Source organism: Sandarakinorhabdus sp. DWP1-3-1 (genome assembly GCF_049896705.1).
In the GTDB taxonomy this organism is placed as follows: Bacteria; Pseudomonadota; Alphaproteobacteria; order Sphingomonadales; family Sphingomonadaceae; genus Sandarakinorhabdus.
Genome location: NZ_JAFCUV010000001.1, coordinates 1,024,485 through 1,045,443, shown reverse-complemented (window position 1 = coordinate 1,045,443; position 20,959 = coordinate 1,024,485). Strand labels below are relative to the sequence as shown.

At 66.5% G+C, this 20,959-nt stretch carries 28 protein-coding genes; 12 read left to right on the top strand and 16 right to left on the bottom strand.

From position 1 onward, the window contains the following. The first annotated feature begins 11 nt into the window (after positions 1-11). Positions 12-935, top strand: coding sequence for an isopenicillin N synthase family dioxygenase (locus ACP7AI_RS04945; protein ID WP_426164738.1), 924 nt, complete (start codon positions 12-14; stop codon positions 933-935). Positions 936-982: 47 nt separating this feature from the next. Continuing rightward, positions 983-2,476 (top strand): alkaline phosphatase, encoded by a 1,494-nt coding sequence (locus tag ACP7AI_RS04940; protein WP_426164736.1) that lies wholly within the window; start codon positions 983-985, stop codon positions 2,474-2,476. A gap of 269 nt (positions 2,477-2,745) precedes the next feature. Here the strand turns inward: ACP7AI_RS04940 and truA are convergent, their stop codons facing one another. The 8 genes from truA to ACP7AI_RS04900 all read right to left on the bottom strand — a co-directional run bounded on the left by truA (position 2,746) and on the right by ACP7AI_RS04900 (position 9,000). Next, positions 2,746-3,513 (bottom strand): tRNA pseudouridine(38-40) synthase TruA, encoded by a 768-nt coding sequence (truA, locus tag ACP7AI_RS04935; RefSeq protein WP_426164734.1) that lies wholly within the window; start codon positions 3,511-3,513, stop codon positions 2,746-2,748. Further along, complete coding sequence (gene fmt, locus ACP7AI_RS04930) at positions 3,510-4,430, bottom strand: methionyl-tRNA formyltransferase (RefSeq protein ID WP_426164732.1); 921 nt, start codon at positions 4,428-4,430, stop codon at positions 3,510-3,512. Before fmt ends, truA begins: the two co-directional genes overlap by 4 nt. Before the next feature lie 66 nt (positions 4,431-4,496). Further along, positions 4,497-5,054 (bottom strand): peptidoglycan-associated lipoprotein Pal, encoded by a 558-nt coding sequence (pal, locus tag ACP7AI_RS04925; RefSeq protein WP_426164730.1) that lies wholly within the window; start codon positions 5,052-5,054, stop codon positions 4,497-4,499. 84 nt (positions 5,055-5,138) lie between these two features. Then, complete coding sequence (gene tolB, locus ACP7AI_RS04920; protein WP_426164728.1) at positions 5,139-6,452, bottom strand: Tol-Pal system beta propeller repeat protein TolB; 1,314 nt, start codon at positions 6,450-6,452, stop codon at positions 5,139-5,141. A gap of 40 nt (positions 6,453-6,492) precedes the next feature. Beyond that, positions 6,493-7,284: a hypothetical protein gene (locus ACP7AI_RS04915; protein WP_426164726.1), complete on the bottom strand. Its 792-nt coding sequence runs from the start codon at positions 7,282-7,284 to the stop codon at positions 6,493-6,495. Then, complete coding sequence (gene tolR, locus ACP7AI_RS04910) at positions 7,281-7,715, bottom strand: protein TolR (RefSeq protein ID WP_426164724.1); 435 nt, start codon at positions 7,713-7,715, stop codon at positions 7,281-7,283. Before tolR ends, ACP7AI_RS04915 begins: the two co-directional genes overlap by 4 nt. A 134-nt stretch (positions 7,716-7,849) precedes the next feature. Further along, complete coding sequence (tolQ, locus tag ACP7AI_RS04905) at positions 7,850-8,545, bottom strand: protein TolQ (RefSeq protein WP_426164722.1); 696 nt, start codon at positions 8,543-8,545, stop codon at positions 7,850-7,852. Between the two features lie 5 nt (positions 8,546-8,550). Further along, the gene (locus tag ACP7AI_RS04900; RefSeq protein WP_426164720.1) at positions 8,551-9,000 is read right to left on the bottom strand and encodes a YbgC/FadM family acyl-CoA thioesterase; all 450 of its coding nucleotides are present in this window, start codon (positions 8,998-9,000) and stop codon (positions 8,551-8,553) included. 294 nt (positions 9,001-9,294) lie between these two features. Here ACP7AI_RS04900 and ACP7AI_RS04895 point away from each other — a divergent pair, with 294 nt between their 5' ends. The 8 genes from ACP7AI_RS04895 (at position 9,295) to ACP7AI_RS04860 (ending at position 14,731) form a co-directional block, all read left to right on the top strand. Beyond that, positions 9,295-11,064 (top strand): PEPxxWA-CTERM sorting domain-containing protein, encoded by a 1,770-nt coding sequence (locus tag ACP7AI_RS04895; RefSeq protein WP_426164718.1) that lies wholly within the window; start codon positions 9,295-9,297, stop codon positions 11,062-11,064. 148 nt (positions 11,065-11,212) lie between these two features. After that, positions 11,213-11,569: an ArsR/SmtB family transcription factor gene (locus ACP7AI_RS04890; RefSeq protein ID WP_426164716.1), complete on the top strand. Its 357-nt coding sequence runs from the start codon at positions 11,213-11,215 to the stop codon at positions 11,567-11,569. Then, positions 11,556-12,044: an SRPBCC domain-containing protein gene (locus tag ACP7AI_RS04885; RefSeq protein ID WP_426164714.1), complete on the top strand. Its 489-nt coding sequence runs from the start codon at positions 11,556-11,558 to the stop codon at positions 12,042-12,044. The genes ACP7AI_RS04890 and ACP7AI_RS04885 overlap by 14 nt, the downstream gene beginning before the upstream one ends. Before the next feature lie 228 nt (positions 12,045-12,272). Beyond that, the gene (locus ACP7AI_RS04880) at positions 12,273-12,617 is read left to right on the top strand and encodes a hypothetical protein (RefSeq protein ID WP_426164712.1); all 345 of its coding nucleotides are present in this window, start codon (positions 12,273-12,275) and stop codon (positions 12,615-12,617) included. Between the two features lie 137 nt (positions 12,618-12,754). Further along, positions 12,755-13,018, top strand: coding sequence for a type II toxin-antitoxin system ParD family antitoxin (locus ACP7AI_RS04875; protein ID WP_426164710.1), 264 nt, complete (start codon positions 12,755-12,757; stop codon positions 13,016-13,018). Then, positions 13,015-13,317, top strand: coding sequence for a type II toxin-antitoxin system RelE/ParE family toxin (locus ACP7AI_RS04870; RefSeq protein ID WP_426164707.1), 303 nt, complete (start codon positions 13,015-13,017; stop codon positions 13,315-13,317). Before ACP7AI_RS04875 ends, ACP7AI_RS04870 begins: the two co-directional genes overlap by 4 nt. 79 nt (positions 13,318-13,396) lie before the next feature. After that, positions 13,397-13,786: a hypothetical protein gene (locus ACP7AI_RS04865; protein ID WP_426164705.1), complete on the top strand. Its 390-nt coding sequence runs from the start codon at positions 13,397-13,399 to the stop codon at positions 13,784-13,786. A gap of 129 nt (positions 13,787-13,915) precedes the next feature. After that, positions 13,916-14,731: a hypothetical protein gene (locus ACP7AI_RS04860; RefSeq protein WP_426164703.1), complete on the top strand. Its 816-nt coding sequence runs from the start codon at positions 13,916-13,918 to the stop codon at positions 14,729-14,731. 66 nt (positions 14,732-14,797) lie between these two features. Here the strand turns inward: ACP7AI_RS04860 and rplS are convergent, their stop codons facing one another. From rplS to ffh, 8 genes are read right to left on the bottom strand one after another with little or no spacing between them, the layout of a single operon-like run. Next, positions 14,798-15,181: a 50S ribosomal protein L19 gene (gene rplS / locus ACP7AI_RS04855; RefSeq protein WP_426164701.1), complete on the bottom strand. Its 384-nt coding sequence runs from the start codon at positions 15,179-15,181 to the stop codon at positions 14,798-14,800. 1 nt (position 15,182) lies between these two features. Further along, positions 15,183-15,914, bottom strand: a complete 732-nt coding sequence (gene trmD / locus ACP7AI_RS04850) for a tRNA (guanosine(37)-N1)-methyltransferase TrmD (protein ID WP_426164699.1) — start codon at positions 15,912-15,914, stop codon at positions 15,183-15,185. Next, the gene (locus ACP7AI_RS04845) at positions 15,911-16,297 is read right to left on the bottom strand and encodes a type II toxin-antitoxin system VapC family toxin (protein WP_426164697.1); all 387 of its coding nucleotides are present in this window, start codon (positions 16,295-16,297) and stop codon (positions 15,911-15,913) included. Before ACP7AI_RS04845 ends, trmD begins: the two co-directional genes overlap by 4 nt. Beyond that, positions 16,290-16,553, bottom strand: a complete 264-nt coding sequence (locus ACP7AI_RS04840) for an AbrB/MazE/SpoVT family DNA-binding domain-containing protein (RefSeq protein WP_426164695.1) — start codon at positions 16,551-16,553, stop codon at positions 16,290-16,292. Before ACP7AI_RS04840 ends, ACP7AI_RS04845 begins: the two co-directional genes overlap by 8 nt. Before the next feature lie 27 nt (positions 16,554-16,580). Further along, positions 16,581-17,060 carry a ribosome maturation factor RimM gene (gene rimM / locus ACP7AI_RS04835; protein ID WP_426164693.1) on the bottom strand — a complete coding sequence of 160 codons (480 nt, stop codon included), beginning with the start codon at positions 17,058-17,060 and terminating at the stop codon, positions 16,581-16,583. Then, positions 17,053-17,358: a hypothetical protein gene (locus ACP7AI_RS04830; protein WP_426164691.1), complete on the bottom strand. Its 306-nt coding sequence runs from the start codon at positions 17,356-17,358 to the stop codon at positions 17,053-17,055. The genes rimM and ACP7AI_RS04830 overlap by 8 nt, the downstream gene beginning before the upstream one ends. Positions 17,359-17,402: 44 nt before the next feature. Further along, positions 17,403-17,939: a 30S ribosomal protein S16 gene (gene rpsP / locus ACP7AI_RS04825; RefSeq protein WP_426164689.1), complete on the bottom strand. Its 537-nt coding sequence runs from the start codon at positions 17,937-17,939 to the stop codon at positions 17,403-17,405. Positions 17,940-17,979: 40 nt separating this feature from the next. Further along, on the bottom strand, positions 17,980-19,428 hold the full coding sequence (ffh, locus tag ACP7AI_RS04820) for a signal recognition particle protein (RefSeq protein ID WP_426164687.1): 1,449 nt from the start codon (positions 19,426-19,428) through the stop codon (positions 17,980-17,982). A 570-nt stretch (positions 19,429-19,998) separates the two neighbouring features. Between ffh and ACP7AI_RS04815 the strand changes: the two genes are divergently transcribed. Both ACP7AI_RS04815 and ACP7AI_RS04810 read left to right on the top strand, forming a co-directional pair. Then, on the top strand, positions 19,999-20,553 hold the full coding sequence (locus ACP7AI_RS04815; RefSeq protein ID WP_426164685.1) for a hypothetical protein: 555 nt from the start codon (positions 19,999-20,001) through the stop codon (positions 20,551-20,553). Positions 20,554-20,592: 39 nt separating this feature from the next. After that, positions 20,593-20,943 carry a hypothetical protein gene (locus ACP7AI_RS04810; RefSeq protein WP_426164683.1) on the top strand — a complete coding sequence of 117 codons (351 nt, stop codon included), beginning with the start codon at positions 20,593-20,595 and terminating at the stop codon, positions 20,941-20,943. Positions 20,944-20,959: the final 16 nt, after the last annotated feature.

Below are 20,959 nucleotides of genomic sequence, written 5' to 3'. Positions count from 1 at the left end.
AGGCGAGGGCGATGACCCTTGCCGATATCCAGCCCATCCCCCTCGATCTCGTCGACCGCGACCTCGATGCGGCAGCCGCCGCATTCGGCGACGCCTTTGCCCGCACCGGCTTTGCCGTCGTGTCGGATCATGGCATTCCGCAGCCGCTGATCGACCATGCGCTGGCCGCCACCCGCGCGTTCTTCGCGCTGCCCGAAGAGGTGAAGGCCGCCTATGTCGTCTCCGGCGGCGGTGGCCAGCGCGGGCTGACCCCGTTCGGCGTCGAGGCCGCCAAGGGCGCCGACACGTCGGATCTGAAGGAATTCTGGCACGTCGGGCGCACGCTGCCGCCGGGGCATCGCTTTGCCGCGATCATGCCCGACAATCTGTGGCCGGCGGAGGTGCCTGACTTTCACGCCGCCGTGCAGGCGCTCTACGACGCGCTCGATGGCGCCGGGCGCCGCATGCTGCGCGCCATCGCCGTCCACCTCCAGCTGGCGCCGCATTTCTTCGACGATCCCGTTGCCGACGGCAATTCGATCCTGCGCCTGCTGCATTACCCGCCGGTGCAGGCGGCGCGGGCCGGGGCGATCCGCGCCGGGGCGCACGAGGACATCAACGTCATCACGCTGCTGCTCGGCGCCGAGGAGGCCGGGCTGCAACTGCTGGCCCGGGACGGCGAATGGCACGACATCGCGGCACCACCGGGCAGCCTCGTCTGCAACATCGGCGACATGCTGCAGCGGCTGACCGGCGGCCGGCTGCCGTCGACCACCCATCGCGTCGTCAATCCGTCGCCCGAGCGCGCCGCGTTTCCGCGCTATTCGACGCCGTTCTTCCTGCATTTTCGGCCCGATTACCTGATCGAGACCATGCCCGGCGGCGGCAGCGAATGGCCGCCGATCACCGCCGACGACTATCTGCGCGAGCGGCTGCGCGAGATCAAACTGCTGTAACATCGCCGGCCGATAGCGGCGCGACACCCGACCCGGAGATATCGATCATGCGCACCTTGCTGACGGCCCTGACGCTGGGTCTCACCGCACCCGCGCTCGCGGCGCCTGTGCTCGACACGCCGGTCAAGGATGCCTATTGGGCCGATGGCCGGGCCCAGGTCGCTGCCCGGCTGCGGGCGGTGAATCGCCCGACACGGGCCAGGAACGTCATCCTGATGATCGGCGATGGCATGGGCATCGCCACCATCACCGCGGCGCGCATCTACGACGGGCAGAACCCCGGACCGGGCCTGCCCCGTCGCAGCGGCGAGGAAAACAGCCTGGCGTTCGAAACATTGCCCCATGTCGCACTGGTCAAGACCTACAACATCAATGCCCAGGTCGGCGACAGCGCCGGCACCGCCAGCGCGATGAACACCGGCATCAAGACCGACATCGGCGTGATCAACTTCGGCCCCGACCAGGACGCGGCGGCCTGTACCACGCCCGCCGCGCTGCCGCGCACCTTTGCCGAGATCGCCAAGGCACAGGGCATGGCCGTCGGCGTGGTGACGACGACGCGGGTCACCCACGCCACGCCGGCGGCGGTCTATGGCCATGTCCCCAACCGCAACTGGGAAGGCGCCGACCGCGCCTATCCGGTCGCGGATCGCCAGTCGGGCTGTGCCGACCTCGCGACTCAGATGGTCGACTTCAAGCCCGGCGGCGGCCTCGACCTGGTGCTCGGCGGTGGTCGCGCGCGTTTCCTGCCGACCGCCGCCAAGGGGATGCGCGACGACGGCGTCGACCTGGTCGCCAGATGGCAGCAGCGCCACCCCGATGGCCGCTATGTCGCCGATGCGGCAGCCTTTCGCGCCCTCGATGCCAAGGCGCCGGGCCCCGTGCTCGGCCTGCTCGCCAACGACCATCTCAGTTATGAGGCCGATCGCGATCCGGCGCAGGAGCCCGGTCTCGTCGACCTCGCCAAATTCGCGGTGGCCAGGATGCAGGCGGCGACGCGGGGCAAGCCGGGCTATTACCTGATGATCGAGGGCGGGCGCATCGATCACGCCCATCACGCCACCAATCCGTATCGCGCGCTGACCGACGCGCAGCAGTTCTCGCGGGCCGTCGCCGCAGTGCTGGCAAGCGTCAACCTCGACGACACGCTGGTGCTGGTCACCGCCGATCACAGCCATGTCATGACGATCGCCGGCTATCCGGCGCGCGGCAACGACATCCTGGGCTATCTGAAGAACGTCAAGGGCGGCGAATCCGAAGGTCCGGCCGGGCCGGAGGGCGCCGCGCTCGACGACGAGAAGCGGCCGATGACGACCCTGTCCTATGCCAACGGCCCGCGCGCCGCGCCCACGCTTTCACACATGCTGGCACCGACCGAAAAGAACTACCTCGCCAGCAAGCTGAACGGCACCGGCGGCGAAACCCATGGCGGCGAGGATGTCGCCCTGTTCGCCGACGGCCCGCGATCGAACCTCGTCGGCGGCGTCATCGAGCAGAACGTCATCTTCCACATCATGGCGGAAGCGCTGGGCTGGCGTTAGGGCTGGGCGCGGGAAGGCGGCACCGCCCGCTCCGTCAGGCGCTCGACAGCGCCACGGCGGCAATCACCCCGGCAGTGACGCCAACCACCAGCCCGGCGATCCAGAAGGATCGTCCCGAACGATTTGCATTGGGCGTCTTGTCTGCGGCCATCGGCGATCCCTTTGGCCGGTCTTGATGCCGCGCCTTCCAACATCACCAAGCAAAGTCCGTGCCACCTGCGCAACGACAGCGAAGCGCCTGTATTCGTGAGCTTCGGCGCCGGCCCTGGTCAGGCCGGTGTAAAGCCTGCCGACATGTCGGGATAGAAAGCCCGGCAGAATGTCAGCCCGTCGGGCGGCGCGTTGAGGCCGAGCGCGGTGCGGTCGCGCGCGGCCAGCGCCGCCGCCAGGTCGTCCGCCGACCAGCGACCCTGGCCGACCAGCTTCAGGCATCCGGTCATCGATCGTACCTGGTGATGCAGGAACGACCGTGCCGCCGTCTCGATGATGACGGTCTGCCCCTCGCGGCGCACCGCGATGCTGTCGAGCGTCTTGACCGGCGACCGCGACTGGCAATGCGCCGAGCGGAAGGTGGTGAAATCGTGCCGGCCGACCAGCCGCTGCGCCGCCGCGTGCATCGCATCGGCATCGAGCGCCGCCGGCACCCGCCACGCCAGCCCGGCCTGCCAGGTCAGCGAGGCGCGGCGATTGACGATGACATAGCGGTACGACCGCCCGGTGCAGTCGAAGCGGGCATGAAACCCCGGCGCCACGACGCAGTCGAGGATGGCGACCGGCAGCGGTCGCAGCGCGGCATTGATCGCCTCGGTCAGCCGGAACGGCGTCATCGGCCGGTCGAGGTCGAAATGCGCCACCATCGCGTCGGCATGGACACCGGCATCGGTCCTGCCGGCGCCGTGGACCGCGACCGCCTCGCCGGTCAGCCGGTGAATCGCCGCCTCGATGGCGCCCTGCACGCTGGCGCCGGTGGTCTGGCGCTGCCAGCCGACGAAGGTCCGTCCGTCATATTCGATGGTGACGCGAAACCGCGTGGTCATGCAGCGCCCGTGCGGTCAACAATCGTACCGTCGGCGATTGCCCAGCCGTTGAGCGCGTCGCGGACCGGCATGGCGGGCTTGCCGGCGCGCTGGATGATGGTCGGCTGCAGGATGCCGTCGCCGGTGCCGATAACCAGCCCGGCGGCATCGCGGCGGATGCTGCCGGCGGGCAGCACGCCTGGCAGGGCGGTGGCGGCGAGGATCTTGACGCGCTCGCCGGCAAGTTCGAGGAACGCCCCGGGCGCCGGGTTATAGGCGCGGACGGCACGCTCGAGCTCGACGGCGCTGCGCTGCAAATCGAGCCGGGCCTCGGCCTTGCTGATCTTGGCGGCATGGGTCGCGTCGGCATCGGTCTGCCGTACCCCCGCCAACGCGCCTGCGAGCGCCGTCACGACGAGGCCGGCCCCCATGCGGGCGAGTTCGTCGGACAGGTCGCCGGCGGTCTTGGCGGCGATCGGGGTGGCGGCCTTGAGAATCATCGGCCCGGTGTCGAGCCCGGCCTCCATGCGCATGATGGTGACGCCGGTTTCGGTATCGCCTGCCAGGATGGCGCGCTGGATCGGTGCCGCTCCGCGCCAGCGCGGCAGCAGCGAGGCATGGATGTTGATGCAGCCGAGCGCCGGCGCATCGAGCACCGCCTGGGGCAGGATCAGGCCATACGCCGCGACGATGGCGATATCGGCCGCCAGCATGGCGAGGTCGACCTGGGCATCGGGGTCGCGCAGCGTGCGCGGGGTGCGCACCGGAATGCCCAGCGCATGGGCGGCGAGATGGACCGCCGATTGCTGCAGCGCCTTGCCGCGGTTGGCCGGCTGCGGCGCCCGCGTATAGGCCGCGACGACATTGTGCCCGGCGGCAACGAGCGCGTGGAGCGCCGGCACCGCAAAGGGCGGCGTGCCCATGAAGATGATCCGCATGGGCGCTGGCTAATCGGAAAATGCCGAACTGTCATCCCGGGACCGGCCCGGGATGACGGTCGCGGCTCAGCCGGCGCTGGCGACGACGCTGACGGCGCGGCGATTCTGCGCCCAGGCGGCTTCATCGCTGCCATCGACCGACGGGCGTTCCTTGCCATAGCTGATCGTCGTCATGCGGCCGGTATCGACGCCCTGTGCGGCCAGGAAGTTCTTGGCGGCGGTGGCGCGGCGATCGCCGAGCGCCAGGTTGTATTCGCGGGTGCCACGCTCGTCGGCATGGCCCTCGACCGTGATGCGGACCTGCGGATACCGCGCCAGCCATTCGGCCTGCTTGCCGAGGATGGTGCGGGCTTCCTCGTCGAGCTCATAGCTGTCGTACTGGAACAGCACATGGTCGGACCCTGCCTGGGCGGCGAAATCGGCGGCCGAGCCGGGGACGTTGGCGTTGCCGACGTTCGACGGCGGCGGCACATTGCTGTTGCCGGCATTGGGGTCGATACCGGGCTGGACCGGCGTCGTCGCGCTCGGCGGCGGCGGCGGCAGGTCCTTCTTCTTGGTGGCGCAGGCCGATACGCCCAGCGCCAGCACGGCAATCAGGGGCAGGGTGAGCGAACGACTGGCCATCAACTTCTTCCTTCTCGAAACTTGGCCCCGCCGGGCCTTTCTAGCTGCAATAGCGGTTAAGGCAACACCACCGCTTTGGTTCCGTTACGGCAACAACGGAGACCAGGCGGGGTCGGAGCCATCGAGCGGCGTCGGGACCTTGCGCTCGTTCTGCCCGGACAGGTCGACCGACCACAGGTCGACGGGCCCACCGCGTGCCGAGCGGAAGAACAGGATGACGCGGCCGTTGGGCGACCAGGTCGGGCCCTCGTCCTGATAGGCATTGGTGAGCAACCGCTCGCCCGAGCCGTCGGGCTTCATCACGCCGACCGAAAACCGCCCGCCGCCCATGCGGGTAAAGGCGATCAGGTCGCCGCGCGGGCTCCACACCGGCGTCGCGGCCCGGCCGTCGCCGAAACTGATGCGCTGCTGGCCGGAACCGTCGGCGTTCATCACATACAACTGCTGGCTGCCGCCGCGATCGCTTTCGAAGACGATGCGGCTGCCGTCCGGCGAATAGCTCGGCGCCGTGTCGATGCCGGCCTGGTTGGTCAGCCGGGTCAGCCGCCGGCTGCCGATGTCGAGCCGGAAGATATCGGTGTTGCCGCCGGTCGACATCGAAAAGATCAGGTTCGACCCGTCGGGCGAAAACCGCGGCGCAAAGCTCATGTTGGGGAAATCGCCGATCGCCTGCTGGCGGCCCGACCCGAGCGTATAGAGCCACACCCGCGGGCGATTGCCCTCGAACGACATGTAGGTGATCGTCTGCTGGTTCGGCGCAAAGCGCGGCGTCAGCACGAGATTCTGGCCCGAGGTCAGGAACCGGTGCCCGGCGCCGTCCTGGTCCATCACCGCCAGCCGCTTGATGCGCCTGGTCTTGCGGCCGGTTTCGGAGACATAGACGATGCGGCTGTCGAAATAGCCGGTTTCGCCGGTCAGCCGCGAATAGACGAGATCGGCGCATTTGTGCGCGGCACGGCGCCAGCCGGCGGCGGTGGTGACGAAGCCGTTGCGCGCCAGCTCCTCGGCCGAAAACACGTCATAGGCATAGCAGCCGACGGTGATGCCGCCATCGGGATTGGCGGTGACGGTGCCGGTGACCAGCGCCTGGGCCGCGACGGTCCGCCAGCTGGCGAACTGCGGCCGCAGCACATCGGGCGGGGTGACGGTGGTCGTGAACGCCGCCGGATCGAGCGGCCGGAACAGCCCGGAGGACTTCAGGTCGTTCGAAATCACCTGCGCCACCTGCGCGCCGAGCGCCGCCGTGCTGCCCGCCTCGGTATTCGCGACCGCCGGCGTGGCAAAGGCCGGCACCGCGATCGGCAGCGGCTGGGCGATGCCGGAGTTGATATCGACCCGAATGGGGGCGGCAAAGGCCGGGGCAGCGAGGGCGAGGGCAGTCAGGAACAGGATACGCATGGGAAGGTCCTTAGCAGCGGTTTTGTGCCCGGGGGAGGGCCTACGTCATGCTCTCCGGGTCGAAATTGATCTCCACCGATTTCCACAGGTCGTATTGCGCCGCCGGCAGCTTTAGCGGCGAACAGCGCAGGACCGCGCGGCGCGCCGTCTCGGCAAAGGCGCGCGAATAATCGGCGTTGCCCGCCGTCACCCCCGTCTGCCCGGCCACGGTCGGGTTGCCCAGCACGCGGCCATCGCGGGCATAGTCGGCACGGATCACCACCGTCATGCGCTTCACGTCGCTGCCGCCGATCGGCGGGTTCCAGCACGGCGCCACCTGGGCGCGGATCGCCTGCGCCAGCGTCGCCGCGGCGCGCGGGTCGATGCGCGCCTGCTTCGGCGCCGGATTGCCCAGCGTCTTGGCCAGTTCCGACACATCGAGCGGGCGCGTCTTTGCCTTGGGCAGCGCCTTGTCGATCAGGCTGTCGAGCGTCGACACGTCGAGCGGCTTGGGCTCGGGCCTGGGCTTCTCGGTGGCTTTCTTCGGCGGGGTCGGTGCGGGCTTGGGCTCCGGCGGCGGCACGGCGTCGGTCGGCGCTTCGGGCGTCGGCTCCGGCGGCGTCGGCTCCACCGTCGGCGGCGGCGCGGCGGTTTCCTGCGGGGCGGCCTTCATCGACGGCTTCGGCGCTTCGGTCACCCGCGGCGCGTCGGCGATGTCGACGAAATCGATCGGGATCATCTCGTCGGCCGGTGCCAGTGGCGTCTGGCTCCACTGCCAGCCGAGGCTGAGCGCCGCGAACAGCAGCAGATGGGCGACACCGGCGCCGAGCAGCGACTTCTGCTCCGATGTCACTTGCGCGCCTTCTCCGGACGCGAATCACTGACCAGCGCGACCTTTCGGAACCCTGCCGAAGATACCTCGCCGACCAGCTCCATCACCCGCCCGTAATCCAATCCGCGATCGGCGCGCACGTACACGCGGGCATCGTCCTGCCGCGCCTCGCGCAGCGCCGCCAGCTTGGCGGCCAAGGTCTCGCCGGGCACCTTCATCTGGTCGATGAACACCTGTCCGGATGAATCAATGCTGACCTGGATTGGCTTTTCATCGTTCTTCAGGGCGTTGGCCTTGCTGTCGGGCAGGTCGATCGGCACGCCCGTCACGAGCAGCGGCGCGGTCACCATGAAGATGATCAGCAGCACCAGCATGACATCGACCATCGGCGTGACGTTGATCTCCGCCATCGGCTGGCGGCGCCCGCGACGCTGGGGGGACCCCATAGCCATCTAGCTGTCACCCCGGCGCAGGCCGGGGCCCATGGCCCGCAGGCCACCGGCGCGGGTGGACCCATGCGGCCGAAATTGTGGTTCATGGGCCCCGGCCTGCGCCGGGGTGACACACGGCGCTGCGCTAAACACCATCACTTCGCGTCCATCCCGTCCAGCTGCCGCGACAACAGCCCCTGGAATTCCTCCGAAAACGCCCCCAGCCGCGCCTCCAGCCGGCCGACGTTGTGCAGCAACCGGTTGTACCCGATCACCGCCGGGATCGCCGCGAACAGCCCGATCGCCGTCGCGAACAGCGCCTCGGCGATGCCCGGTGCCACCACCGCCAGCGTCGTGTTCTGCGACGCCGCGATCGAGGTGAAGCTTCGCATGATGCCCCAGACCGTGCCGAACAGCCCGACGAACGGCGCCACCGACCCGATGGTTGCAAGCACGTTCAGCCGGTCGCCCAATTCGTCGATCTCGCGGGCGATGCTGACCTGGGTGATCGACGCCAGCCGCGCCCGCACGCCCTCGCGGTCGACGCGGCCGCGCGCGAGGCTGCGGCGCCATTCGTTCATGCCGGCGACGAACAGCTTGGCCGACGGGTGCTGCGCCTTGGCGGCGGGGTCGTAGAGGGCGTCGAGGTTCTCGGCCTTCCAGAACCATTCCTCGAACTGCTTGGCCTGCAGGTTGATCGCCTTCAGCCGTCGCGAGCGTTCGAAGATGATCGCCCACGACCAGATGCTGGCCGCCAGCAGCCCGAACATGACCAGCTTGACGACGATGTCGGCTTCGAGAAACAGCGCCCAGGGGGAGAGGTCGGCTGCAGCTTTGGCAATCGGGTCCATTACAGTTACGCGGCCTGTTGCATGAGGAGGGTGAAACGTTCGTGCCACGCCTTCGACTGGCGGCGCGGGCGGCCGTCCATGTCGAGGAACGCGGCGGTGACGGCGGCGGAGCAGAGCAGTTCGTCGCCGCGCATGACATCATGGACGAGGCAAGTCGCGGCGGCACGCACCTGCGTCACCCGGCTGACGACGACCAGCCGATCATCGAGCCGCGCAGGCCGCGACCAGGTGATGTTCATCGCATGGACGGCGTAATAGCCGGTACCTTCCGCCATCATCTCGGTATGGACGACGCCGGTCAGGCGCAGCATCTCGGTCCGCGCGCGTTCCATGTAGCGCAGATAATTGGCGTGATAGACGATGCCGGTCAGGTCCGTGTCCTCGAAATAGACGCGGATCGGCAGATAATGCCGGCCACGTTCGATACGGCCTTCAGTGGGGAGATCGTCGGTCACGGCCCCGTCTTAGAAGACCATGCGCCGCCGGGGAAGCACCGTCCGGCGCAAGCCGGGCACACATGGCACCGTCCGGCGCAAGCCGGGCACACATGGCACCGTCCGGCGAAAGCCGGGCACACATGATCCGCCCGGCGGGGGCATCGGGCCGTAACCGGATGTTAGGCTGCCCCTGTCATGTTGTTTCCCGGGTCAGCGCTCGCGTTGGGTCGGTGCCGCTCGAGCCCGAATGGGCCGCGGCAGATCGACCCGCCTGTGTGAACCGGCGCCATCCGCCGGAGGATGGAGTGGCATATGCGTCATCTTGCATCGGCGGGGCTCGTCGCATGCCTCGTGGCGGCGCCGGCGGCGGCCATCGATTTCAGCACTGTGTTCGCCGTCAAGGGGCGCAGCGTCTACGCCGCCGGCCCGGCGGTCGATGTCGACACCGGCGTGCGCCGCCTCGGTCCTGGCGCACAGGACCTGGGCAAGTCCTTCGGCAAGATCATCGATCCGTGCCGCCATACGCCGCTACCAAGCTGCGATACCGGTGCCGAGGCCGGCGCCGACGTGCATTTCAACTTCGGCCTCAACTATGCCGCCAGGTTCAACAGCGGCTCGTTCGATGCGCAATATCCGGTTAACGTCCGCATCGATGCGCCGGCGGATTTCAGCAATGCGATCGGCGATCCGTTCACCATCCGCAGCGGCTTCAGCATCCCGGGCTTCGACGCGCCGACGTTGAAACTGGGGGTCGGCGTCGCCCCCATCGGTGCCCGGCTGCAAGCCCATTCGCCGACGTTGCAGGCCTTTGTCGACATGGATGCCAAATTCAATGCCTTTGTCGGCGCCCGCGCCTGTGTCGCCGGCATTTGCCAGGGGCCCTCGCTGGGGCGGTTCGATACCGACCAGTCGCAAACATTGGTGGCGATCAACCGCAACAATGACGGCCGCTTCACGGTTGCCGGCAACAGCGTCAACCTCAATCAGTATGTCACCGCACTCGATGGCAATGTCGTGGCAAAGCTCAGCCTTCCCGACATCGACGCGCTGTCGAACGGCTTCAACGGCAGCACTGCGACCAATCTGGTGACGCTGGGCCGCGGCAATATCGCGGCGCTGGGCGCCAATGTCGGAAACATCGTCGGCAACGCGCTCGGCATACCGCTGAGCGGCAATATCGGCGGCATCGGCTATGGCCTGCTCGACGTCAGCGCCGGTCTGGCCTTCGATGTCCGCCAGACACTCACCCTGTCGTTCACGCCGGTGGAAACCTATAACTTCCTGTCGCCGGTGCGGCAGGTGTTCGCCGATGGCAGCATAGGGGCCTTTACCCGATCGATCAGCGTCCCGCTCGGCCAGGATTTCACGCTGATGTCGGGGGTGCGCAACCTGGGCGTCGCGCCCGTCACGTCGCTTGTCGCGACACTATCGAACCTTACGGAGCTGGTCTTTGCCGGCGATTTCGACATCCAGGCGCTGAAGGCCAGCATCTTCGGCTTCGACATCGGGCCGCTTTACGACAGCGGCAGCGTCAACGGCGGCATCTTCAGCATCCCGATCTACGAGACGAGCTTTGCCGTCGATTTCGGCAGCGTCAGCGGCATGCCGTTCAATATCCTGCAGGCGCAGGTGTTTGCCGATGCCGATCCCGGCTACCAGGCGCTGTTTCGTCTGCTCGGCGACGATCCGGATCATCCGGGTGTCTATCTGACCGATGTCGCGGCGCGGGACCTCGGCTGCGCCATCCTGCTGCCGTGCCAACCGGTGCACGCGTTCGATGGCAGCCCGGTGACGCTCGACGACAATTACCAGTTCGCCTTTCTGGCCGACGGCGGTGCGTTGACGCTGCCGGGCATCGCAGCGGGCCATGTCGGCACCGATGCCGAGCTGCTGGCGGCGTTGTTCGGCACCGGCTTCACTGTTGACCGCAGCCCGCTCACGGCACCCCCGGGCCTGCCGCGCCCGGCGGGATCGTTCGTCCCCGAACCTGCCGGCTGGACGCTGCTGATTGTCGGCTTTGGCTTTGTCGGGGGTGCGATGCGCCGTCGCAGCGTCCCGCCACGCGCTCGCCATCGTTCCTGACAGGCGCCCGGAGATCCGGCGGCGTGACCCCGTGACGGGGACGCGGGCGGGACCGCCGGTGGCGACTCCGGCGCCAGCACGCCGAAACCGGTCCCGGCATCGCGAACAGCTTGCAGACAGTGACCGAATGGACTAAATACTGAACCATATGGTTCAGTGTTCCGACAATCAGCTCGATCTGTCATTCGCGGCGCTCGCCGACGCGACGCGGCGCGGCGTGCTGCAGCGGCTGGGGCGTGCCGACGCCTCGATCACCGACCTGGCCGGAACCTTCCGGATGACGCTGACCGGGATGAAGAAACATGTCGGCGTGCTCGAGCGCGCGGGGCTGGTCGAGACGCGGAAAACCGGCCGGGTGCGGACCTGCACGCTGGGCCCGCGCGGCATGGCAACCGAGGCGGCGTGGATCGACGACTGTCGCCGGCTGTGGGAGGCGCGCTTCGACGCGCTGGATACGATCGTTGCGGACTTGAAAGCCAGGGAGACACAAGATGAGCAGCAATGACAGCGGCACGACCACCAATGTGGAGCGCCGGTCCGACCGGGAGTTGGTGGTGACGCGCAGTTTCGATGCGCCGGCGCGGCTGGTCTATGCGGCCTGGAGCCAGGCGGATCTGTTCCGGACATGGTGGGTGCCGCGATCGCTGGGCATGACGCTGCTGTCGTGCACCATGGATGTCCGCACCGGTGGCGGCTATCGCCTCGAATTCGCCGTCGACGGCGCCGAGCCGATGGCGTTTTTCGGCACCTATACCGACGTGATCCCGGGGGAGCGGATCGTCTGGACCAACGAGGAAGGCCCGGACGGCGCGGTAACGACGGTGACCTTCAGCGAAACCGACGGCCGGACGCTGGTCACCTACAGCGAGCTGTACCCGACCAAGGCCGCGTTCGAGGAGGGGCAGAGTGCGATGGTCGACGGCATGCGCGAACAGTTCGCGCAGCTCGACGAACTGCTTGCCGGAGAGGCCGTGCGCTGACCTCGGCTGCAATACGACCAGATCGTCATCCCCGCGAAGGCGGGGATCCATCGCCGACACGTCGCCACCATGACCCCCGCGATGAACCGGGCTTCGCGAGGATCAAGCCAGCTTCCATGCCGGTTGGCCGGGTCGGCCGGTCAGCAAAGCCAGGTTGTAGACTCGTAAAGCCGGCAGGTCTGCTTTCGCCCAGTTGCGGACGCTGGCAGACCTCGCGATAGTGTACGCATGTCGAGCTATGCGGAAATTGATCCTATCATAGAAAAGTGGGTCGCCGCTCTGGACACACAGCTGTGTACTGAATGTGCGGATGCCCCCGCCAGGTTCTTCTACACCGGTGGAGACCCACCTTTCGAATGCTTCCAAATTTCGGTAGATGCGCCCGAAAACAACAGGGTAGCAGTCCACGCCACAGCCATAGACACAAATGACGGCACCGACGAAGCGCTAGACCGAACCTGGACAGGATCGATCGTGGACTTTGACAACATGATGCGTATCGCGGTTGAGACTGTCAGCGCTTGGAAGTCACGAAGCCGCGAAAAGCCCGATCCTCTGTCACCGTGGGAATGACTGCTTTCCACCCCATAGCGGCAGTCCCTTTGCGGACACCAACATCGCTAAGCGGAGTTCGCACGGCATAAGCCGTGGTGTGGTTTGATTGCCAAAGCGCCCTCGAGGCCCTATACCAATCCTTGGTATAAGAGAGGATGCTGCACCCGATGTCAGCTAAGAACACTTCCGTGAGCTTAGGCGACCACATGCTGGGCTTCGCTCAGCGGCAGGTCGCAACCGGCCGCTACAGCTCGACAAGTGATGTTGTCCGCGCGGGGCTACGGCTGCTCGAGGAACATGAGTCCCGGGTGCAGGCACTTCGGGAGGCTCTGATCGCCGGCGAGAATAGTGGCGAGTCGACGCCTTTCGATTTTGACGCGTTCATCGCCGCCAAGCGGGCGAAGCATTCTGCTGCGTGACCCGCTACATCCTATCCCCGCTGGCGCGCGCCGACCTTAACAACATCTGGGAATACACTTCGAACCGCTGGGATGATGATCAGGCGGAGGCGTATCTGCGCATGATACAAGCAGCGATCGACACCGTGGCCACCAATCCAAAGCTCGGACGACAGTACGACGAGGTCCGGGTCGGATATCGGCGTCATCGTGCTGGCTCGCATCTCATTCTGTATCGCGAGACATCAGACGTGATCGATATTGTGCGCGTACTGCATGAGAAGATGGATATCGGATCTCACCTGCCGGATCTGCACTAAGCAGGTTCCAACACGGACACCTCCTAGACGGCCGCTTTCGCCCACTAGCGGACATCGAGCCCTCAGTTAGAATAGCGGCATGGCTCAGGAACTCACGACACCACCGGCTCAGAAGGGCGGCCCCGTCCAGTCGAACTACCTCCACCCGTACGCTTGCTTTCGGTGTCGCAAGAGCTTCAAGCGCGGCAGTCGAGAAGCTGCTGTCCTTCCGTGTCCGGAGTGCGGCGGACCGAGTATCGGGCTGACACGCAAGTTCAAGCCGCCAAAGCAGACCGACGAAAAGCAGTGGGAGAAAGTCGAAGCCTTGGTGCGACGAGGGTTTCTGTTCTGGAGCCTCGGCGAGCCTTACCCCGATACCTTGCGAGAGGTCGCTGACTTCGCCGAAAGACACGCCAACTTTATCGCCCAGGAGCGCGCACGACAACCTGAGGCCTATCGTCAGATCGACGCTGCCCTCTCGCTAACATGATGACGCACGAACGGCGGCTGTCCATCCGTATCAGCCGTTCCGGTCATGAGTTCACGGCCTGGTGCAGGGGATGACATCCGTCGCGATTTCGGTGCAAATGTCGTCCGGGGACACAGGGGGCAACACGACATGCCGTACCGTCACGCGTGGTTGTTCATCATCGGCCTGATCGCCGCGACGGTGTTTGCGTTCTGGCGCAGTTACTTCACCGTGCTGGCGACATCGCCGGCCGGCTTTCATGCGCATGGGTTGACGGCTTCGCTCTGGATGCTGCTGCTGCTGGCGCAGAGCTATACGCCGCACCGAGGCCGGATGGCGCTGCACCGCCTGTCGGGGCGGGCCATGTTCGTCGTGATGCCGCTGTTCGCCGCGGGCTCGATGGGCGTGCTCCATTCGATGGCGGCCGGCACCGGCGGCGGTGACCCGTTCTACGACCTGTGGGGCGCCAGGCTCGGCTATATGGACATATTGGCGTTCGCCGGCGTGCTCTACGCCGCCGCCATGGCGCTGCGTCATCGTCGCAATGTGCGCCTGCACGCCGGCTATATGCTGTCGACGGCGCTGCTGCTGGTCAGCCCGGTGTTCGGCCGGGTCATCAACCAGACGGTGCCCGGCCTGATCATCGCCGGCCCGCAGGATTTTCCGCTGTTCGGCTGGGCCGCGCAATTGGCCAGCGCGTGCGCCGCGCTGGTGGCGCTGTGGCTGTGGCAGCGCGATCCGCGCCACGGCCGGCCCTGGGCGGTGGCGCTGCTGGTGATCGTTGTCCAGATCATCGGCTTCGAGACCGTTGCGGCCGGCACGCCCTGGCGCGCGGTGTTCGAAAGCCTGGCAGTCCTGCCGCTCCTGGCGCTGATGGCGTTCGGGCTGGCAGCGGGTGCCGCGGCGATGGTTGTCGGGTGGACGGCGGTGGCCCGGCGTGGCGGACCGCGCGCGGCGGCGGCCTAGGGTTATCAACGAAAAGGCCGCCCCGGTGTCCCGGAGCGGCCCTTTCGATGCGCGATGGCGCCGCCGTTATGCTTCGGTCTTTTCCGGGCGCGGCAGGCGCTTTTCGACGATGCGGGCCGACTTGCCCGAACGGCCGCGCAGATAATAGAGCTTGGCGCGGCGGACGACACCGCGGCGGACGACTTCGATCGCCTCGATCGACGGCGAGTACAGCGGGAACACGCGCTCGACGCCTTCGCCGAACGAAATCTTGCGGACGGTAAACGACGACCCCATGCCGCAATTGCTGCGGGCGATGCAGACGCCTTCGTAATTCTGGACGCGGGTGCGTTCGCCTTCGACCACCTTCACGCCGACGCGCAGCGTGTCGCCGGCGCGGAACTGCGGGATGGCGCGGACGGCAACGGCCTTGGCGATATTTTCGGCTTCGATCTGCTGGATGAGATTCATCTCATTCCTCCTTCTTCTGTCGTCGCGCGCCAGAGGGCGGTGGGCCCGCAGCGTCGGAATGACGCTGCCAAAGGTCCGGCCGCCGTAGCCGTGTGTCCTGTTCGGACCGCTCCGACCGCCAGGCGGCGATCTTTGCGTGATCCCCCGATCGCAACACCTCGGGGATCGCCAGTCCCTCCCACAGGGGAGGCCTGGTATAGTGCGGATGTTCGAGAAGCCCCGTTTCGAAGCTTTCGTCCACACCGCTCAAGGCCGCGCCCATTACACCGGGCAACAGCCGGACGCAAGCATCGAGCAGCACCGTCGCCGCAACCTCGCCACCCGACAGGATATAGTCGCCGATGCTGAGCTGTTCGATGGCGCGCGCCTCGAACAGGCGCTCGTCGAAACCCTCGAAACGGCCGCACAGCAGCGTGACGCCGGGACCGGCGGCCAGCGCGCGGACGCGGGGCTGGGTGAGGGGGGCGCCGCGGGGGGTGAGGGCGATGACGGGGGTGCCGTTCGCCACCCCATCGACCGCTGCCGCCACCACGTCGGCGCGCAGCACCATGCCCGGGCCACCGCCCGCCGGCGTGTCGTCGACGCTGCGATGCTTGTCGGTCGCCCAGTCGCGGATGTTGCGGGCGTCGATGGACCAGAGGCCATCGGTGAGCGCCCGGCCGGCGAGGCTGTGGCCGAGCGTGCCGGGGAACATTTCGGGGTAAAGGGTCAGGACGATGGCGGCCCAGGTCATGGCTGCGTCCAGTCTTCGACTTGCAGGCCCGGCACATCCGCAAAGTCGCGCGGGTTGGCGGTCACCAGGGTCACGCCCAGTGCCAGGGCATGCGCCGCGATCAACCGGTCGGACTTGGCCCGCTTGAACGGCAATGTCCCATAGGCCTTCGCCGCGGCATCGTCGAACGGCATCGCCGGGGCGATGCGCAGCAAGTTGTCAAGCATCGGCAACGCGCTGCGGTCGAAGCGCTCGATACCGACCACCAATTCCGCCAGCACGATCGCGCTGATCGCGAGCTCGCCTTGCGCGCACGCCGTCACCCGCGCCTGCAACGGCAACGAGGCGGCGCCGAACAGATACAGGCAGATGTTCGTATCGAGAAGATAACGCGGCTCAGTCACGCTTGAGCAGCTTGCCGCCCCAATCGAGCTCGCGTTCCTCGAACTCACGGTCTTCGCCGGCGATCGGCTTGATGCCCGGAATGCTTCCCCAGATTCCCGTCAGGTCGATCTTCTTCGGCACGTCCGGCACGGCTTCCACGATCCAGCGCCCCTGTTCCTCGCGCACCTCGACAGTCATGCCGGGTTCGACGGCAAAGCTCGCCGGAAACCGCACGGCGTTGCTGTTGCCCGACTTGAAGACCTTTGTCCGCGCCATCGCCAATGTATACACGCCCCGTATATACTAGGCAAGCCACTCCAGGTCGACCACGACCACCTCGCCGACCTCGGGCACCGCTGGCGCGCGGAACGGAACCATCACCGTCTTCCCATCGGGAAAGGTGATTTCCAGGATATCGCCGGCGTTGAAATTCTCGATCGCGGTCACCGTGCCGACGGGCTCGCCACTTGTGGTGACGACCGAAAGACCGATGATATCCGCATGATAATATTCGCCCTCCGCCAGCGGCGGCAGGGTTTCGCGCGGCACCGACAGCAAGGTCCCGCGCAGGTTTTCGGCCTGCGTCCGGTCGCCGATCTCGGCAAAGCGCGCCACCGCGCCGATCTTGTCGGGGCGGATCGACTTCAGCGTCAGGGTCCGGCCGCCGGCGGTGAACACCTTGTGCACCGTCAGGCTTTCCAGCCCCTGTGCGAACAGCTTCAGCCGCACTTCGCCCGTGATGCCATGGGCACCGGCCACCGCAGCGAGCGTCACATCAGCCATCACGCTTCACCTCAACCAGTCGCGGCCACCACAGGAATAACGCCGCGGCGAACATCGGCGCCAGCAGCCAGGCGTCGGCATCGAGCGTGCCCGCCAGCCGCCGCGCCGACACGGCATAGACGATGCCCATCATGATCGCGACGGCCACCGCCTGGCGAGTGCGGGCCCACAACAGGCCGGGCACCGCGGCGAGGCACGCCAGCGCCGCCGCCAGCTTGCGGTCGACGCCGATCACGGCGGGGTCGTCGGGCATGGCCAGCGGGCTGGCCTGCAGATGGGCGAGGGCGGTCCACGCCATCGCCGCCGCAAGCGCTGCGGCGACGGCAGGGACCAGCCGACGGCTCAGGCCTTGGGCTCTTCGTCGGCGACGGCTTCGACACCGGCGTCTTCGGCCACAGGCTCTTCGACAGCATCCGGCGCGGCGTCGGCAGGCGCTTCCTCTTCCACGGCCGGCGCCGCAGCAGCTTCGGCGGCGGCAGCAGCAGCGGCCTCGGCGGCTTCCTTGGCTTCGACTTCGGCCTTGGCGGCGGCGGCGACGGCCGCTTCTTCCTTGTCGATGGCGATCTGGGCGCGTTCCTTGGCCTTTTCGCCCGGCTCACCCTTCTTCAGGTTGATCTTGGCGGCGCGGGTGCGCACGCCGGCGGCATCGAGGAAGCGCGCCACGCGATCCGAAGGCTGGGCGCCGACGCCGAGCCAATGCGAGGCACGGTCGGTATCCAGCTTGATCCGCTCGGCCGAATCCTTGGGCAGCAGCGGGTTGTACGTGCCGATCTTCTCGATGAACTTGCCGTCGCGGGCGTTGCGCGAATCCGTGACGACGATGCGATAGTACGGACGCTTCTTCATGCCACCACGGGCGAGGCGAATTGCGAGTGCCATTTGTCAGTCTTCCTTCGTTAATTTCGAGTGATTGGGATTTCTAGCGTTTGGTGAATTTGTCGAAACCGGGGGGCATCCCGCCGCCGCCGAGCAGCCCGCCAAGGCCACCAAGACCGCCGCCGCCGCCGCCCATCTTGGCCATCATCGCGGCCATGCCCTTCATGCCGCCCATCTTCCTCAGCTTCTTCATGGCCGTGGCCATGTCCATCTGCATCTTGATGACCTTGTTGACGTCCTGCACCGTGGTGCCCGACCCCTTGGCGATGCGGATCTTGCGCTTGGCGGTCAGGATCTCGGGCTTGGCGCGCTCCTTCGGCGTCATCGCACAGATAACGGCCTCCATCCGCCCCAGCACCTTGTCGTCGACCTTGCCGTCGGCCATCGCCTTCTTCGCGGCGCCCATGCCCGGCAACATGCCCGCCAGCGCGCCCAGCCCGCCCATGTTCTGCATCTGGCGCAGCTGGCTGCGCAAATCCTCCATGTCGAACTGGCCTTTGGCCAGCTTCGCCGCCAGCTTCTCGGCCTCGGCTTCCTCGAAATTCGCCGCCGCGCGCTCCACCAGGCCGACGATGTCGCCCATGCCCAGGATGCGGCCCGCCACGCGCTGCGGATCGAACGCCTCCAGCGCGTCGAGCTTTTCACCCGTGCCGGCAAACTTGATCGGGCGCTCGGTGATGGCGCGCATCGACAGCGCCGCCCCGCCGCGGGAATCGCCGTCCATGCGGGTCAGGATGACACCGGTCAGCGCGACCTCGGCCTTGAAGGCGCTCGCCACGTTCACCGCGTCCTGGCCGGTCAGCGCATCGACGACGAGCAAAATCTCGTCGGGCTTCGTCGCCCCGGCGATCGCCGCCATCTCCGCCATCAGCGCGGTATCGACGTTCAATCGCCCCGCGGTGTCGAGCAGCACGACATCGAAACCCTGCAACCGCGCCGCCTGCCGCGCCCGCTCCGCAATCGCCACCGGCTGCTGCCCGGCGATGATCGGCAGCGTCGCCACGCCGGTCTGTTCGCCCAGCACGCGCAGCTGCTCCTGCGCCGCCGGCCGCGCGACGTCCAATGACGCCAGCATCACCTTCTTGCCGTGCTTCTCGGTCAGATATTTGCCGAGCTTGCCCGTCGTCGTCGTCTTGCCCGAACCCTGCAGGCCGACCATCATGATGACGGCGGGCGGCGTCACATCGATCTTCAGCCCGAATTCGTCAGCGCCGCCACCATCAGCACCGCCGCCGAGCAGCTCCACCAGCGCATCGTTGACGATCTTGACGACCTGCTGCCCCGGCGTGACCGACCGGATGACCTCCGCCCCGATCGCCCGCTCCGTCGCCTGGTCGATGAAGGTCTTGACGACCGACAGCGCGACATCGGCCTCCAGCAGCGCAATCCGCACCTCCCGCATCGCCGCCCGCACATCGAGCTCCGTCAGCGCACCGCGCCCACGGAGTTTTTCGAATACGCTGCCAAGCCGATCGGAAAGACTGTCGAACAAAGGACTCTACACTCGATTGCAAGGGACAACCCCTCCAAACGAAATTACGCCGGCGGGCGAAACCTCGCCGGCCAGCGTGCATCCATGGACGCGTCGCCCCCATTTGGGGATTGATGCGGCGTGTACCCGCACGGGCCGTAGAAGGCAACCCACTTACCTCTCCCGCCTGCGAGAGAGGCGCGACGCACGCCAGTGCGCCGGGTGAGGGGGTGCCCGCGTTCCGCCACCAAAGCGCCTCGGGCGGGCATGGGGCTTGTCTCTTGCAATCGGCGGTTCTTCCACATCGCGCGTCAGTTTGCACATTATGGGATGTGGAAGTTGACTGGAAGATGGGTTTACCCCTTCGCGTGTCGCTGGGCTACTACGCGGGCAGTCAATTGCTATGGCTGGCCTTCCGGCCGCTCATTTAAGCCGGATGCCTCGTGCAGAAGTGGTCCTTGTGACCTTATCGTTCGGCCTGGGCGTAAGAGAATCGTAACGTCTTATTAATCACAAGTTTTCTTACTTGCGTTAACTAAAACAATATTCAAACTGGCATCGGGGTCGCAAATCGTCTGCTGGGGGTCAGCAATGGAGCGCGGTATTTTTCGGGGCGAGCTCGATCAGGAGCAGCGTACGATTTTTGCACAGATACTGGACGGCAAAACGGGACGGGAAATCGCCGCCAGCCTTGGGACTACGCCGTGCCGCGTGGAAAGAATCGTCAGGAACACGCGTCGGCAACTCGACGCGTCGAGCCGTCATGACGCTGCCCGCATCATCGCGCGTCATCTAGACTGGAAAACCGGCCCGGCAGTCCCATTCGTCGGTTGCGATGATGGCAGGCAAAGCCATCAATATGGCAAGGATAGCCATCGCTCCGCTGCCAAAACGGTTCAAACAGAACGTGAACAATCTCCCTTTTCCGGGTATGTCAGTGATGCCGGAAATCCGATCGTCGACCAAGGAAACAATACCGGCGCGTACAGCGAAATTGCGAGGGGGCTCGATATATCCGAATTCTTGACTGCGTCACCCGTCACGCGACGTCTGTTGTTGATGGCAGTGCTGGTCGCCAGCTCAAGTCTGACACTAGGCGCGCTTATCTCGGCGTTGCAAGGTTTGGATATGCTGATGTTTTCTTGATTTTCGTAATGGGTAAATCCACTAACGAAAGAATGCATCATGTCTGACAAGATTGAAGTTGCTCGTAGTGTTGCCTCGCATCTCCTTGCCACCGAAGAAGCAATTGACGTCGCCATTGCCTGTGCGGCAGGCCTCGTCGGCTACCTACCCGTTGCTCGTCAGCAAACACACGTCTCTGCCGCTGTCGGGCAACCGGCGTTTGAGCAGGTTATTGCCGCAATGTCGGTGCTCGGTGAAGCACGCCGGCGGATCGTCGAGGCCCATTCGTCATTGGCCGAAAGCGGACGGCAGGCGCGCATTCCCGCGCGAAATTTCGGCGGGTTCGTCGACAAGCCCAGTCATCACGCGCAGTCCGGCATGCAGGTCGTGGCCGAAAGTCGGGCAGCATAAATTGACCAAGGCGAGC

Bases quoted from the DNA above. Each gene is read 5' to 3' on its own strand.
- ACP7AI_RS04945 (WP_426164738.1), top strand. From the start codon at position 12: ATGACCCTTGCCGATATCCAGCCCATCCCCCTCGATCTCGTCGACCGC.
- ACP7AI_RS04940 (WP_426164736.1), top strand. From the start codon at position 983: ATGCGCACCTTGCTGACGGCCCTGACGCTGGGTCTCACCGCACCCGCG.
- truA (WP_426164734.1), bottom strand. From the start codon at position 3,513: ATGACCACGCGGTTTCGCGTCACCATCGAATATGACGGACGGACCTTC.
- fmt (WP_426164732.1), bottom strand. From the start codon at position 4,430: ATGCGGATCATCTTCATGGGCACGCCGCCCTTTGCGGTGCCGGCGCTC.
- pal (WP_426164730.1), bottom strand. From the start codon at position 5,054: ATGGCCAGTCGTTCGCTCACCCTGCCCCTGATTGCCGTGCTGGCGCTG.
- tolB (WP_426164728.1), bottom strand. From the start codon at position 6,452: ATGCGTATCCTGTTCCTGACTGCCCTCGCCCTCGCTGCCCCGGCCTTT.
- tolR (WP_426164724.1), bottom strand. From the start codon at position 7,715: ATGGCTATGGGGTCCCCCCAGCGTCGCGGGCGCCGCCAGCCGATGGCG.
- tolQ (WP_426164722.1), bottom strand. From the start codon at position 8,545: ATGGACCCGATTGCCAAAGCTGCAGCCGACCTCTCCCCCTGGGCGCTG.
- ACP7AI_RS04895 (WP_426164718.1), top strand. From the start codon at position 9,295: ATGCGTCATCTTGCATCGGCGGGGCTCGTCGCATGCCTCGTGGCGGCG.
- ACP7AI_RS04890 (WP_426164716.1), top strand. From the start codon at position 11,213: ATGGTTCAGTGTTCCGACAATCAGCTCGATCTGTCATTCGCGGCGCTC.
- ACP7AI_RS04885 (WP_426164714.1), top strand. From the start codon at position 11,556: ATGAGCAGCAATGACAGCGGCACGACCACCAATGTGGAGCGCCGGTCC.
- ACP7AI_RS04880 (WP_426164712.1), top strand. From the start codon at position 12,273: ATGTCGAGCTATGCGGAAATTGATCCTATCATAGAAAAGTGGGTCGCC.
- ACP7AI_RS04875 (WP_426164710.1), top strand. From the start codon at position 12,755: ATGCTGCACCCGATGTCAGCTAAGAACACTTCCGTGAGCTTAGGCGAC.
- ACP7AI_RS04865 (WP_426164705.1), top strand. From the start codon at position 13,397: ATGGCTCAGGAACTCACGACACCACCGGCTCAGAAGGGCGGCCCCGTC.
- ACP7AI_RS04860 (WP_426164703.1), top strand. From the start codon at position 13,916: ATGCCGTACCGTCACGCGTGGTTGTTCATCATCGGCCTGATCGCCGCG.
- rplS (WP_426164701.1), bottom strand. From the start codon at position 15,181: ATGAATCTCATCCAGCAGATCGAAGCCGAAAATATCGCCAAGGCCGTT.
- trmD (WP_426164699.1), bottom strand. From the start codon at position 15,914: ATGACCTGGGCCGCCATCGTCCTGACCCTTTACCCCGAAATGTTCCCC.
- ACP7AI_RS04840 (WP_426164695.1), bottom strand. From the start codon at position 16,553: ATGGCGCGGACAAAGGTCTTCAAGTCGGGCAACAGCAACGCCGTGCGG.
- rimM (WP_426164693.1), bottom strand. From the start codon at position 17,060: ATGGCTGATGTGACGCTCGCTGCGGTGGCCGGTGCCCATGGCATCACG.
- ACP7AI_RS04830 (WP_426164691.1), bottom strand. From the start codon at position 17,358: ATGGCGTGGACCGCCCTCGCCCATCTGCAGGCCAGCCCGCTGGCCATG.
- rpsP (WP_426164689.1), bottom strand. From the start codon at position 17,939: ATGGCACTCGCAATTCGCCTCGCCCGTGGTGGCATGAAGAAGCGTCCG.
- ACP7AI_RS04815 (WP_426164685.1), top strand. From the start codon at position 19,999: ATGGAGCGCGGTATTTTTCGGGGCGAGCTCGATCAGGAGCAGCGTACG.
- ACP7AI_RS04810 (WP_426164683.1), top strand. From the start codon at position 20,593: ATGTCTGACAAGATTGAAGTTGCTCGTAGTGTTGCCTCGCATCTCCTT.